Here is a 14,497-nt window from a genome sequence, read left to right as displayed (position 1 = left end):
AGTTATAAATTAACATTATCAAAACAAAATTCAATTTAATCAATTAATTAAAATTGAATACAATGTAGAAAAATAAAATCATTTAGTAATAAGACCAATTCAAGGTCATATTATATAAAAATTACTCCGTATAAAACCATACGGTTTAAAATCCACTTGCGAGATCATCCTGCCACAAGTGAATTTTTACCGTAAACAATCAATATAATTATTTTTGTGTTTTTAAATTACTCAAAAACTTTTTAACTTTTTCTAAAAAGCTTTTTTCTTTTGGGCTATTTTTCGCCTCTTTTAATGTTTCACCAAATTCTTTTAATAAATCTTTCTGTTTTACAGTTAATTTAACAGGCGTTTCAACTTCAATATGACAATAAAGATCGCCCGTTGTATTACCACCACGCAAGGTTTTAATACCTTTACCTCGTAAACGTAAAACTTTACCAGTTTGCGTTTCAGCAGGAATCGATAAACTGACCTTACCACTTAACGTCGGCGCTTCAACCTCTCCACCTAAGGCAGCCAGCACAATGCTAACAGGAATTTCGCAATGTAAATCAGCACCATCTCGTTCAAAAATTGGATGTGGTTTAACCTGAATTTGAATATATAAATCACCTGCAGGCGCACCATTAAGTCCAGCTTCACCTTCTCCTGCAAGTCGAATACGATTACCCGTATTTACACCGGCTGGAATATTAACAGATAAAGTTTTAGTTTTTTCAACTCGGCCATCACCATGACATTTTTTACAAGGATTTTTAACGATCTCACCGCGTCCATGACATGTCGGGCATTCTTGCTGAACCGCAAAAAAACCTTGGCGCATTTGCACAAAACCAGTACCTTGGCAAGTATCACAGGTTTTAACATCAGACGGATCTTTAGTCCCAACGCCATGACAAACATCGCACGTTGCCATTGCTGGAATTTTAATTTCTTTTGTCATGCCAAATGCAGCTTCTTCAAGTGTAATCGACATATTATATTGAAGATCTGCACCACGCGCTTGTGTATGAGCGTGACCACCATTGCCTCCGCCGCCACCAGTGAAAAAATTACTAAAAATATCATCAAACGATGCGCCGCTTCCAAAACCGCCGAAACCACCAAATCCACCACCCTGACCATCAGCCGCACCATGGCCTTGTTCAAAAGCAGCATGACCATATTGATCATAAGCACTTTTCTTTTGCGGATCCGTTAAAATTTCATACGCTTCTTTAACTTCTTTAAACTTTTCTTCAGCTTGCGTTTTATTGTCTTGATTCTTATCAGGATGATATTTCATCGCCAGGCGTTTATAGGCTTTTTTGATTTCGCTCTCATTAGCATCTTTTTTAACACCTAATATTTCATAATAGTCTTTCTTCGCCATAATTAACCTTTATTTTTGGTATAATAAAAAGAACTAAACGGGCTAGAGTTACCTCGCGCCCGTTTTTAAATGTTATTTGCTTATAACTCGTTGAATTAAACAATTAATAAAGCACTTTTGCTCCAAAAGCATATTAGTTCTTATTTTTTGTCATCATCAATTTCTTTAAAATCAGCATCAACAACATCATCATCTTGACTTGTAGAGCCCTGATCATCGGCGCTTTGTTCAGCTCCATGGTTAGATTGCTCCTGTTGTTGTACAGCAGCAAGAAGTTTTTGAGCAGCATCAACAACAATATTAATTTTTGTTGAGATTTCGTCTTTATCTTCACCACGTGCTGCAGTTTCAAGCTCAGTTACCGCATCTTCAATCGATTTTTTATCATCTGCTGAAATTTTGTCACCAGCTTCAGATAATTGTTTACGAGTAGTATGAATTAAGTGATCTGCTTGATTACGTATTTGCGCTAATTCTTCAAACTTACGATCAGCATCTGCATTTGCTTCAGCATCACGTACCATTTGTTTGATTTCTTCTTCACTTAAACCTGATGATGCTTTAATGGTGATATGTTGTTCACGTCCAGAATTTTTATCTTTTGCAGAGACATGCAAAATACCATCGGCATCAATATCAAACGTTACTTCAATTTGCGGTAAACCACGAGGAGCAGCTTGAATACCATCAAGATTAAATTGACCTAATGATTTATTATCGCTAGCTCGTGTACGTTCACCTTGAAGAACATGAATCGTTACTGCTGATTGATTATCTTCTGCAGTTGAAAATACTTGACTATGTTTAGTTGGGATCGTGGTATTTTTTTCAATAAGTGAAGTCATTACGCCACCCATTGTTTCAATACCAAGAGATAACGGAGTAACATCAAGTAATAAAACATCTTTAACATCACCACCAAGTACACCACCTTGCACAGCGGCACCCACTGCAACGGCTTCATCTGGGTTAACGTCTTTACGTGGTTCTTTACCAAAGAAATCAGCAACGGCTTTTTGCACCATTGGCATACGTGTTTGACCACCGACTAAAATTACATCTTTAATATCAGAAACGGTTAAGTTAGCATCTTTAATAGCCGTTTTTACTGGATCCATCGAACGTTTAACTAAATCTTCGACTAATGATTCAAGTTTAGCTCGCGTAACTTTAATATTTAAATGTTTTGGACCACTTGCATCAGCAGTAATATACGGTAAATTAATATCGGTTTGTTGAGCAGATGAAAGTTCAATTTTTGCTTTTTCAGCCGCTTCTTTTAAACGTTGCATTGCAAGAGGATCGTTTCTAAGATCGAAACCTTGTTCACGTTTAAATTCTTCAACTAAATAATTAATAAGACGAGAGTCAAAGTCTTCACCACCTAAGTGAGTATCACCATTAGTTGCTAAAACTTCAAATGTTTTTTCGCCATCAATATCAGCAATTTCAATAATTGAAATATCAAAAGTACCACCACCTAAGTCATAAACGGCAATAGTACGGTTACCAACATCTTTATCTAAACCATAAGCTAATGCAGCAGCTGTCGGTTCATTAATAATACGTTTTACATCTAAACCAGCAATGCGTCCAGCATCTTTAGTCGCTTGGCGTTGAGTATCGTTGAAATAAGCAGGAACAGTAATAACTGCTTCAGTAACAGGTTCGCCTAGATAATCTTCGGCGGTTTTTTTCATTTTTTTAAGTACTTCAGCAGAAATTTGCGGTGGGGCAATCTTTTGATTTTTAACATCTACCCATGCATCGCCATTATCTGCTTTAACAATTTTGTAAGGCATGATAGCGATATCACGTTGAACTTCAGGATCATCATAACGACGACCAATTAGACGTTTAATAGCAAATAATGTATTTTGAGGATTAGTCACAGCTTGACGTTTTGCAGGTTGACCAACTAAGATTTCACCATCTTGAGTATAGGCAACAACAGATGGCGTTGTGCGATCGCCTTCGGCGTTTTCGAGAACTTTAGCTTGACCGTGATCCATCACTGCAACACATGAATTTGTTGTTCCTAAGTCAATACCAATAATTTTACTCATAATTTATTTCTCCTAAAACCTTTCATTTAAACCTTGTTGTTAAGTTTTAAAATCACGTTTAAAAAATTAACTTTAAGGGAATTTCTCTCACTCCTAATAAATGGTATCTTAAACATCAATATCAAGGGGGGAAAAGTAAATTTTTTTCAAAGATCTTTGATTCCTAAATATACCCCACTTATTATTGCCGAAATTTTTTGTAATCATTAACTTCATCTTACTTATAAGGATCCTTATGGAACAAACAAAATTAGCCAATCCTGGGCCACTTGGTCTAATGGGTTTTGGTATGACAACTCTATTATTAAATATTCATAATGCTGGATTTTTTCCGCTGATGACCGCTGTCGTTTCAATGGGTATATTTTACGGAGGACTTGCACAAATCATAGCGGGTATTTTTGAATTTAAAAAAGGTAATACTTTTGGCTCAACAGCGTTTACTTCTTATGGTTTTTTCTGGATCACCTTAGTCGGCATTTGGTATTTACCAACCACCTCCGTTGTTGAAGCATCAAATAGTTCTTTTGAAAGTATCTATCTAGCATTATGGGGGATTTTTACTGGATTTATGTTTATCGGAACATTAAAAGCAAACCGTGCATTACAATTTGTGTTTGCGAGCCTAACCATTTTATTTGCGTTATTAGCTATCGGTAAAATTACTCATAATCATACTATTATTAATATTGCTGGATTTGAGGGAATTCTTTGTGGAGCGAGTGCTTTTTATTTAGCGATGGCAGAAGTTCTTAACGAACAATTTGGGCGAACTATTTTGCCAATTGGTGCACCGAAAGGTTCAATGCATTAATTTTAATTAGAACAAAAAAAGCCAAGAATTACCCTATTAGGTAAAATTCTTGGCTTCAAAATAAAGGATTAAACGTTATTTTTAGTTAACTTTAACCCTTTAATACATAATGCGTTTATTTTTTATAAGCATCATGATGCACGCCAACCGCAGCTCGACCTGATGGATCATTTAAATTTTTAAACGACTCATCCCACTCAATAGCTTTAGCTGTAGAACAAGCAACGGTTGGACCGCCAGGCACACATTCAGCAGCACTTGCTAGTGGGAATAATTCATCAAAAATTTCTCGATACATATAAGCTTCTTTCGATGCTGGCGTATTATGTGGAAATCTAAAATGAGCATTCGCCAATTGTTGATCTGAAATTTTCTTCTCAGCCACTTCTTTTAATGTGTCAATCCAACTATAACCTACACCATCAGAGAATTGCTCTTTTTGGCGCCAAACAACACTTGCAGGTAAGTAAGATTCAAAGTTTTCACGCAAAATATTTTTTTCCATTTTGCCATTACCACACATTTTATCTTTAGGATTAATGCGCATTGCAACATCTAAGAATTTTTTATCTAAAAACGGAACACGCGCTTCAACGCCCCAAGCCGCCATTGCTTTATTCGCACGCGCACAGTCAAACATATGAAGAGCAGCTAATTTACGTACTGTTTCTTCATGGAATTCTTGAGCATTTGGTGCTTTATGGAAATATAAATACCCACCAAATACTTCATCAGCTCCCTCACCTGAAAGTACCATTTTAATGCCCATCGCTTTAATTTTACGAGCCATTAAATACATGGGAGTTGACGCACGAATTGTTGTTACATCATAGGTTTCGATGAAATAAATCACATCACGAATCGCATCAATACCTTCTTGAACAGTAAAATTAATTTCATGATGAACAGTGCCTAAATGATCTGCAACTTCCTGTGCCGCTTTTAAATCAGGCGCACCTTTTAAACCCACAGCAAATGAATGTAATTGTGGCCACCAAGCTTCTGTTTTTTCATGTTCTTCAACACGGCGAGCGGCGTATTTCTTTGTGATAGCCGAAATAATAGATGAATCAAGACCACCTGATAATAAAACACCATAAGGAACATCTGACATCAAATGACTTTTGACTGACTCTTCTAAAGCAACTCGTACCGCATTAGGATCAGTGACATTATCTTTAACATTGTCATAATCCATCCAATCGCGTTTGTAGTACTGTTTAATTTCACCATCAACACTTGATAAGTAACTTCCTGCAGGGAATTCTTTTAATGTTTTACAAACAGGTACAAGGGCTTTCATTTCTGAAGCTACATACAAAGAGCCATGTTCATCATAACCCATATAAAGAGGAATAATACCAATATGATCACGACCAATAAAGTAAGTATTTTTAACGGTATCATATAAAATAAAAGCAAACATACCTTGTAATTCATCAAGGCAATCGATGCCTTTTTCTTGATAGAGTGCCAAAATAACTTCGCAGTCTGATCCAGTCTGAAACTCATAACGGTCTTTATAACGATTACGGATGTCTTGATGATTATAAATTTCGCCATTTACTGCTAATACAAGTGTTTTATCTTTATTAAATAAAGGTTGTGAGCCTGTATTAACATCAACAATCGATAAACGCTCATGCGCTAAAATCGCATTGTCTGACGCAAAAATTCCAGACCAGTCAGGACCACGGTGACGCATTAGACTTGATAATTCTAATGCTCTAGTTCGTAGCTGTTCTGGATCTGATTTAATATCTAGAATACCTAAAATCGAACACATTGAGTTTCTCCGTTTAAAATCGCTTTTGCGATATGTTTTTAATGTTTTGTAATTACTAAAGATAAAGTCCCGAGGAATAACACGAAGGAAACCGAAGGAAAACATCGGGCGCTATTTTCGCCCATTACTTAAAGCTCTATCTTTAACGATAAATTTTACCTATGTACTATAGATATTAACACGCAATATCAAAACTGCAAATATTGCCCTTATGCTTGGCTACGATCCGTAATATAAGCTAAGGCTTTATCAATTCTTGCAAGGGTTCTTGCCTTACCAACAGCATGAACGGTTGCATCAACTGATGGTGATTGCCCAACGCCCGTTACTGCTACACGAAGTGGCATACCAATTTTACCCATACCGACATTAAGCTCACTGGCTGTTGTTTCAATAGCATCATGAATTTTATCAATCTGCCAATCAAAATCAGCAATAGCCGCAATTTTAGCTCTAACCAACTCTAATGGCTCTTTTGCGACAGGGCGCAAATGTTTTTTTGCCGCATCTAGATCAAAATCTGCAAAATCTTGATAACAATAAGCACAATTATCTGCCATCTCTTTTAATGTTTTAGAACGCTCACCAAATAATTTAATAATTGTGATAAGGTCAGGTCCTTGGCTTAAATCATAACCATTTTGTTTCATATGCCACATTAAATGTTCAGCAACATAATCAGCACTTAAATGATTAATATAATGATGATTAAGCCATAATAATTTTTCAGTATTAAATGCACTTGCGGATTTACTCACCGCATCTAAAGTAAAAAAGTTTTTCATTTCGGTTAATGAAAAAATTTCTTGATCACCGTGTGACCAACCTAAACGCACTAAATAATTCAATAAAGCTTCAGGTAAATAACCTTCATCACGATACTGCATAACACTCACAGCGCCATGGCGTTTTGATAATTTTTGTCCATCGTCCCCTAAAATCATCGACACATGACCATATTCCGGTAAAGGTGCGCCTAATGCTTTTAAAATATTAATTTGCCTTGGCGTATTATTAATATGATCTTCTCCACGAATAACGTGAGTAATTTCCATATCCCAATCATCAATCACAACACAAAAATTATACGTTGGGGATCCATCTGTTCGGCGAATAATTAAATCATCTAATTCTTTATTAGCAATCTCAATTGGACCACGAATTAAATCTTTAAAAATAACGGATCCTTCTGTTGGATTAGCAAAACGCACGACATGAGGCTCGGTTGCAGAATGTTTTTGTTGCTCTGAAGTACAGCGACAATGGCCATCATATCGTGCCTTTTCGCCTTTAGATATTTGTTCTTCGCGCAATTTTTCAAGACGTTCTTTAGAACAATAACAGCGATAGGCAGTTCCCTTCTGCAACATTTCATCAATCACGTGATTATAACGATCAAAGCGCTTGGTTTGAAAATATGGACCTTCATCCCACGATAATTGTAACCAGTTCATACCGTCCATAATGGCATCAATTGCTTCTGAAGTAGATCGCTCCAAATCCGTATCTTCTATACGTAAAACAAATTCACCCTTTGCATGGCGTGCAAATAACCACGAATACAAAGCAGTGCGTGCACCACCAACATGCAAATAACCAGTTGGACTTGGCGCAAAACGAGTTTTAATTTTCATGAATTAATCCTAATAATAACCGAAAAGGGATTGCTCATTTGTCATTATTAATAAATGACATGACCTCTCAATCAACGTCAACGAAACAATATATAAATACACTAAAAAATGATAACTAAGTATTTTAACACATCAATAACTTTCAGCAATAAAAGTGAATATTTATCTTTTAAACAAAAAAGATAAATATGTAACAATCTATTTTTCAATCCATATGGAGTTAAAAACCTCTTTTCCATTCTGATCAGAAGGGCATTAATATGATTTTTCAAATCATCTGTAAGTTATTATTTTTACGTATTTATTTTAATAACTTGTAAAAAAGATTTGCCATTGGTGAAATTATTGCTATATTCTAGCGCCTCAAATAATCTGTATTAAGGAGATTGTTATGAAAAAAGAACAAAAAATGAATATTTCTTCACTTAGCCTACTTGCTATTGCTGGGCTTGAGCCTTATCAAGAAGCAAAAGATGAAGAATATATGAATCCGAAACAGCTTAATCATTTCAAGCTAATTTTAGAAGCTTGGTTAACTCAATTGCAATCTGAGATGGGTAAAACCGTAACGCATATGCAAGACGAGGCTGCAAACTTTCCTGATCCGGCGGACAGAGCAACGCAAGAAGAAGAATTTAGTTTAGAACTTCGTGCACGTGATCGTGAGCGTAAACTTATTAAAAAAATAGAAAGAACATTAAAGAAAATCGAAACAGGCGATTTTGGTTACTGCGATTCGTGTGGTATTGAAATCGGTATTCGTCGATTAGAAGCGAGACCAACTGCTGATTTATGTATTGATTGTAAAACATTAGCTGAATTGCGCGAAAAACAAATGGGAATGTAAAACAATATTTCCCATTTGTTTTACAGTTATTCTTAATAAAATCATCAACTTTTCAGATACAATTTCTTAAATAAAATTGTATATATTAATAGGCATAATCATTTTAATCAGCGCAAATACACATGAATATGTTTTTGTTATATGTTCTTATTAAAATAATGATTAAATTCAATCAACATAATTTATTTGCCCCATCGTAAATAGTAACGGATAACTTTTTATGCGTTATATCGGTCGTTTTGCCCCATCGCCTTCTGGACCTTTGCATTTTGGTTCATTAGTCACGGCATTAGGGAGCTATTTGCAAGCTAAATCCCTGCAAGGAAAATGGCTAGTTCGTATTGAAGATATCGATCCGCCTCGCGAAGTTAAAGGGGCGGCGTCTTTAATATTAAAAACCTTAGAAAAGTTTGGCTTATATTGGGATGACGAAATTTTATATCAATCACACTGTCATGATCGTTACCGCACTATATTATCTGATTTATTAGATCGAAATTTCGCCTACTATTGCGATTGTCATCGCAGCAGAATTCATCAATTACCTAATGGATATTATGACAATCATTGCAGAACAAAAAAATTAGATCCCCATCAACACAAAAGTATGGCGATTCGCTTAAGACAAACACAATATATTGACCAATTTATCGACGGGATTTATCAATTACAAAAAGTTGATAACGCAAAAGCAAAAGAGGACTTTATTCTTTTCAGGCGTGATGGTTTATTTGCTTATAATTTAGTTGTTGTACTTGATGATCACTATCAAGGTGTGAACGAAATTGTACGTGGTGCCGATTTATTACCCGTCACAGCACAACAAATTTCACTCTATCAACTTATGGGCTGGAAAATTCCAAACTACTGCCATTTACCTTTAGTCGTTAATGCCAATGGATTAAAATTATCCAAACAAAATCATGCTAAAGCAATTGATGCAAACAATACTAACCAACTACTCATACATGCTTTACAATTTTTAGGTCAACCCATTCCTGATAATTGGCAAGATGCCAAGCAAATAGAATTACTAGCATTTGCTATCAAGCATTGGGATCTTAATGCTATTTCTCAGCATAATAAAACGCTTGTCGATATATGACAAGATCGCTTATTTTCGAATAAGTTTACCCACCAATATAAGATAAATTTTGTGTGATCCCAACATTATGATCATGTAAAAAATGAGTTGCTGGTTTAATTTTAAGAGAGGTCAATATTTTGTTTTTTAGTTGCTCTTTTTGGTTAGCACTCACTAACAAATCACGTAAATCAACCGCAGCATCACCGAATAAACAATAATGTAATTTACCTAATGAAGAAATACGTAATCGATTACAACCCGCACAAAAATCTTTAGAATAAGGCATAATTAACCCAATTTTGCCTTTATAATCATTATGCCGGTAGACTTTTGCCGGTCCTGACAATCGCTCTTTATCAAGCAACTGCCAACCTTGTTTAATTAATTGAGCTTCAATAATATGACCAGAGACATGAAATTTATCGAACATCGTACGACTTTCACCGGTTTCCATCAATTCAATTAGTCGCAATTCAACTGGTCTATCTTTAATCCAATCTAGATAATTATTGAGATTATCATTAAGCCCTTTCATTAAAACGACATTTATTTTTATTGTTTCAATGCCAAGCTCCAATGCCTTTTCTATACCTAATAACACTTCACTTAAACGATTTTGACCAGTAATCAATTTAAATGTATGTGGCAGTAAACTATCAACACTGACATTAAGCGCATTTAAACCCGCTTGCTGCCATTGATTAATATTTTTTAATAATCGCGATCCATTAGTCGTTAAAGCAATTACATTCAGTTTAGAGTAAGAAGAAATTAACGATAAAATTTCTAGAAAATCACGTCGAAGCGTCGGCTCTCCACCTGTTAGGCGAATTTTTTTCACACCAAGTTCGGTAAAAGCCGCCACAATATGATCAATTTCGGAAAGTGATAAAAATTTATGTTCTTTATTATGCTGATAACCATCAGGTAGACAATATTGGCACTGAAAATTACACAGTTCGGTTATCGACAAACGCAGATACTGGAATCGACGTTCGTAATTATCAATGAGTTGCATCTATAAAACACCTTATCCAAATACGGGAAGTATAGCCATTTCTGTACTATACCGCGGCTTAAGCACCCTATAACATTCAATAAGTATAAATATTACTTAGGTGAAAAAGCTTCAGAGTTCTCATTGATTTTAACATAGCTATATAAGACTTTCTATGGAGCTCATCATAAATCTTACAACGAGAATAAGATAACTAAAATGAATTAATTCTTTAAATTAACGCATTATATAAAAGAAACTATCATTCGTATTAATTATAATTTATAACACTAAATAAATAATTTTATCTTACCTTGTCTTTTGCAAATATTTTGATTTAATAACAGCTTACTCATTATGATATTTTGTAAATTATTTAACGAGCGTCAATTAACAATTTACTAAAAAGTTAAATAAAAACACAAAATAAATCTTTTAAACTTTTTGGAAAATATTATGAAAAATGTCGGTTTTATCGGTTGGCGAGGAATGGTAGGCTCTGTATTAATTCAGCGTATGGTTGAGGAACATGATTTTGATCACATTAACCCCATATTTTTTTCAACCTCGCAAATTGGACAAGCTGGACCGAGTTTTACGGGTAAATCATCTACTTTGCAAGATGCTTTTAATCTTGATGCATTACAAGCTCTTGACATTATTGTAAGTTGTCAAGGTGGCGATTATACCTTAGCTGTTTATAACAAATTACGCGCAAGAGGATGGCAAGGATATTGGATTGATGCAGCATCAACACTTCGCATGGAAGACAATGTTGTAATTGTGTTAGATCCCATCAATAGATCCCATATTGATAACGCTCTTAACCAAGGAATAAAAACCTTTGTCGGTGGAAATTGCACAGTCAGTTTAATGCTCATGTCGTTAGGCGGACTTTTTACCGAAAACTTAATTGATTGGGTATCGGTTGCGACCTATCAAGCCGCATCAGGAGCAGGTGCTCGCCATATGCGTGAACTCCTTTTACAAATGGGCTCATTATACAATGAAGTTAAAGACGAATTAGTTGATCCCCATTCTTCAATTTTAGATATTGAACGAAAAGTTACCTATAAAATGCGTGATGAGAGTTTTCCAACGGATAACTTTGGCGTACCATTAGCCGGTAGCTTAATTCCATGGATTGATAAAGCTTTACCAAATGGGCAAAGTAAAGAAGAATGGAAAGGACAAGCAGAAACAAACAAAATTTTAGCAAGCAAACAGATTATACCTATAGATGGTTTATGTGTTCGTATTGGGGCATTACGCTGTCATAGCCAAGCATTTACGATTAAATTGAAAAAAGACATTAGCATTCCTGACATTGAACAATTACTGGCTGCGCAAAATGAGTGGGTAAAAGTTATTCCTAATGATCGCGAGATATCGATGCAACAATTAACGCCAGCAGCAGTAACAGGGACATTAAATACTCCAGTTGGAAGATTACGTAAATTAAATATGGGTAATGATTATTTATCGGCATTTACCGTTGGTGATCAACTGTTATGGGGCGCCGCTGAACCATTACGTCGTATTTTACGTATTATTGCTTAATCATTTGCTCATTTTTGAGCAAGAAATCAACGTAAAAAATAGATCCCCATAAAAAAACACCGCAAAAATTAAATAAACTTTTGCGGTGTTTTTTCATTCGTCAATTATTGCAAGCACCCATTGCTCAAAATAATAAATTTGATGATTATTTAGCAACAATAACCATAGCTGGGCGAAGCAAACGACCATTTAAGGTATAACCTTTTTGAATCGAGCTAACAATCTGACCTGATTCATGATCAGGTGATTCAACCATGCTAATAGCTTGGTGCAAATCTGGGTTTAATGAAGCCTTTTCGGTATCAATTAATTCAATACCAAATTTTTTAACGGTATCTAAAAACGATTTTAAAGTTAACTCTAATCCTTCAACTGTTGCTTTATATTCAGGATTCGTTTTATCGGTTGATTCTAAAGCACGCTCTAAATTATCAATAACAGGCAATAATTCATTCGAAAACTTCTCTAACGCATATTTACGTGCTTTATCGACATCTTGCTCTACCCGTTTACGCACATTATCGATTTCAGCACGAGCACGTATCATCGCTTCACTTTCGTTTTTCTTAGCTTGTTGTAACTCTTGTTCAAGTTTAAGAATTTGCTCATCTTTACGTTTTAATTCTTCATCGAAATTAATTTCTGATGTAGATTGAGATTCAGCCGTTGATTCGGTATTAAGATCCGCATTAGTTTCATTTTCTGACGTCGTTTTATCTTGCTCAGTCATACTATACTCCAAATTTAGTCGAAAACTGTGTGAATACCAGTTATTATGGGGTCATTTTTTTTTATTACAAGCTTAATAACCAGAGGATATTTATTTTTTTAATGATTATCGTTAACTTAAAAAAATAAATGAACAGATAAGTTGAATTTTAAGGAAATATAATGGAAACGCGATTCAAATGTGTTGGATTAATAGGTTTACCTCGAAAATTAGAAGCGCTCGAAACCCATCATCTTATTTATGATTGGCTTGTTTCAGAAGGGATTTCTGTATTAGTGGAAGATAAATTAGCCGAACTTATTCCATTTCCTGTCGCTGAATTTGCCACCATCGATCAAATAGGTGAACTTGCTGACTTAGCCATCGTTATTGGTGGCGATGGTAACATGTTGCGCTGTGCTCGCACACTCTCTCATTATGATATAAAAGTCATCGGCGTTAATCGTGGTAATGTCGGTTTCCTAACAGATATAAAACCGGAAGATGCCATAGAACAATTAAGTTTAGTCCTTAAAGGGCAATATATTGATGATACGCGTTTTTTACTTGAAGTTAATATTATTGAAAACGATAAATTAATTAATACAGGCATCGCTGTTAATGAAGTCGTGATAATGCCAAATGCTATCGCGCACATGATTGATTATGACGTCTACATAAACGAATCCCATGCTTTTTCACAACGTGCCGATGGTCTAATAATTTCAACCCCAACAGGCTCAACTGCTTATTCACTTTCTGCTGGTGGTGCAATTTTAGCGCCAAGCTTAGAAGCATTAATTATTACGCCTATGTTTCCACAATCGCTATCAGCTCGCCCCTTAGTTATCCACAGTAATATGGTTATTCGGTTAAAATTCCCAACCACAGCGCTTGAGCTAAATGTTGCTTGCGACAGCCAATTAATTTACCCAACTAAACCTAATCAAGACGTAATTATTCGCCGTTCGCCTTATGAATTTCATCTTATTCATGCCAGCGATTATAATTATTTTAATAATCTATCGACAAAATTAGGTTGGGCTAAAAAAATATATTAAGATCAAATTAAAATGCATTATTAAAACAAAAAAGATAGTCCTAACACGACAGCAACAGCAAAAATAGCTGCAATAACATCATCGAGCATAATACCAAAGCCGCCTTTGACTTGTTTATCAAACCAGCGAATAGGGAACGGTTTTAACATGTCAAAAAAGCGGAAGGTGATAAAGGCAATGGTTATCCACAATAAGGTTTGTTGTGGAATAAAAAATAAAGTGATCCACATACCAACAAATTCATCCCACACAATATGGCCAGAATCATGAGACTGAGTATCAACAGATGTTTTTTGGCAAATATAACAACCAAATACAAAACTGACAATAATAAATAACCAATACAAAAAAGAAGGTAAAGGTTGAATAAGTAACCATAGTGGGATAGCCGCAAGCGATCCCATTGTACCGGGGATAATCGGCGATAATCCACTGCCTAGACCAACAGCCAATAAATGGATAGGGTTTGTTAAACGGATTTGTTTGATAAAACTATTTTTTGTTTTTGGGTGAATATTCATGATTAATTATTTTGTTATTAATTAGAGTGATGTTAATGAG

12 protein-coding genes and 1 riboswitch are annotated in these 14,497 nt (G+C 35.2%); of the genes, 5 read left to right on the top strand and 7 right to left on the bottom strand.

What is annotated here, in order from left to right; translation table 11 throughout:
* Positions 1 to 208: 208 nt before the first annotated feature.
* On the bottom strand, positions 209 to 1,375 hold the full coding sequence (dnaJ, locus tag ACSYSW_RS01450) for a molecular chaperone DnaJ (protein WP_491705036.1): 1,167 nt from the start codon (positions 1,373 to 1,375) through the stop codon (positions 209 to 211).
* 140 nt (positions 1,376 to 1,515) lie between these two features.
* Positions 1,516 to 3,441: a molecular chaperone DnaK gene (gene dnaK / locus ACSYSW_RS01445; RefSeq protein ID WP_491705037.1), complete on the bottom strand. Its 1,926-nt coding sequence runs from the start codon at positions 3,439 to 3,441 to the stop codon at positions 1,516 to 1,518.
* Positions 3,442 to 3,676: 235 nt separating this feature from the next.
* Here dnaK and satP point away from each other — a divergent pair, with 235 nt between their 5' ends.
* Positions 3,677 to 4,255 (top strand): acetate uptake transporter, encoded by a 579-nt coding sequence (gene satP, locus ACSYSW_RS01440; RefSeq protein WP_491705038.1) that lies wholly within the window; start codon positions 3,677 to 3,679, stop codon positions 4,253 to 4,255.
* Positions 4,256 to 4,370: 115 nt separating this feature from the next.
* Here the strand turns inward: satP and asnB are convergent, their stop codons facing one another.
* Positions 4,371 to 6,041, bottom strand: a complete 1,671-nt coding sequence (asnB, locus tag ACSYSW_RS01435; protein ID WP_491705039.1) for an asparagine synthase B — start codon at positions 6,039 to 6,041, stop codon at positions 4,371 to 4,373.
* Positions 6,042 to 6,250: 209 nt separating this feature from the next.
* Positions 6,251 to 7,675: a glutamate--tRNA ligase gene (gene gltX, locus ACSYSW_RS01430; RefSeq protein ID WP_491705040.1), complete on the bottom strand. Its 1,425-nt coding sequence runs from the start codon at positions 7,673 to 7,675 to the stop codon at positions 6,251 to 6,253.
* A 391-nt stretch (positions 7,676 to 8,066) separates the two neighbouring features.
* Here gltX and dksA point away from each other — a divergent pair, with 391 nt between their 5' ends.
* A complete protein-coding gene (dksA, locus tag ACSYSW_RS01425; RefSeq protein ID WP_491705041.1) occupies positions 8,067 to 8,522 on the top strand; it encodes an RNA polymerase-binding protein DksA in 456 nt (151 codons plus the stop codon).
* A 220-nt stretch (positions 8,523 to 8,742) separates the two neighbouring features.
* Positions 8,743 to 9,627 (top strand): tRNA glutamyl-Q(34) synthetase GluQRS, encoded by an 885-nt coding sequence (gluQRS, locus tag ACSYSW_RS01420; protein WP_491705042.1) that lies wholly within the window; start codon positions 8,743 to 8,745, stop codon positions 9,625 to 9,627.
* Between the two features lie 25 nt (positions 9,628 to 9,652).
* On the opposite strand, the gene moaA is transcribed toward gluQRS, so the two are convergent.
* Positions 9,653 to 10,627, bottom strand: coding sequence for a GTP 3',8-cyclase MoaA (gene moaA, locus ACSYSW_RS01415; RefSeq protein WP_491705043.1), 975 nt, complete (start codon positions 10,625 to 10,627; stop codon positions 9,653 to 9,655).
* Positions 10,621 to 10,756: riboswitch (molybdenum cofactor riboswitch) on the bottom strand. (Overlaps the previous gene by 7 nt.)
* Positions 10,757 to 11,062: 306 nt before the next feature.
* On the opposite strand from moaA, the gene asd reads away from it, so the two are divergent.
* Positions 11,063 to 12,166, top strand: a complete 1,104-nt coding sequence (gene asd, locus ACSYSW_RS01410) for an aspartate-semialdehyde dehydrogenase (protein ID WP_491705044.1) — start codon at positions 11,063 to 11,065, stop codon at positions 12,164 to 12,166.
* Positions 12,167 to 12,311: 145 nt separating this feature from the next.
* On the opposite strand, the gene grpE is transcribed toward asd, so the two are convergent.
* Complete coding sequence (gene grpE / locus ACSYSW_RS01405; RefSeq protein ID WP_491705045.1) at positions 12,312 to 12,896, bottom strand: nucleotide exchange factor GrpE; 585 nt, start codon at positions 12,894 to 12,896, stop codon at positions 12,312 to 12,314.
* Between the two features lie 161 nt (positions 12,897 to 13,057).
* Here grpE and nadK point away from each other — a divergent pair, with 161 nt between their 5' ends.
* Positions 13,058 to 13,936 carry an NAD(+) kinase gene (gene nadK / locus ACSYSW_RS01400; protein ID WP_491705046.1) on the top strand — a complete coding sequence of 293 codons (879 nt, stop codon included), beginning with the start codon at positions 13,058 to 13,060 and terminating at the stop codon, positions 13,934 to 13,936.
* 20 nt (positions 13,937 to 13,956) lie between these two features.
* On the opposite strand, the gene ACSYSW_RS01395 is transcribed toward nadK, so the two are convergent.
* The gene (locus ACSYSW_RS01395; protein WP_491705047.1) at positions 13,957 to 14,457 is read right to left on the bottom strand and encodes a phosphatidylglycerophosphatase A; all 501 of its coding nucleotides are present in this window, start codon (positions 14,455 to 14,457) and stop codon (positions 13,957 to 13,959) included.
* Between the last annotated feature and the right edge of the window lie 40 nt (positions 14,458 to 14,497).

This window comes from Gilliamella sp. ESL1225 (assembly GCF_058502635.1).
The sequence above is the reverse complement of the archived record's forward strand: the minus strand, read 5'-3'. Positions and strand labels throughout refer to the sequence as shown.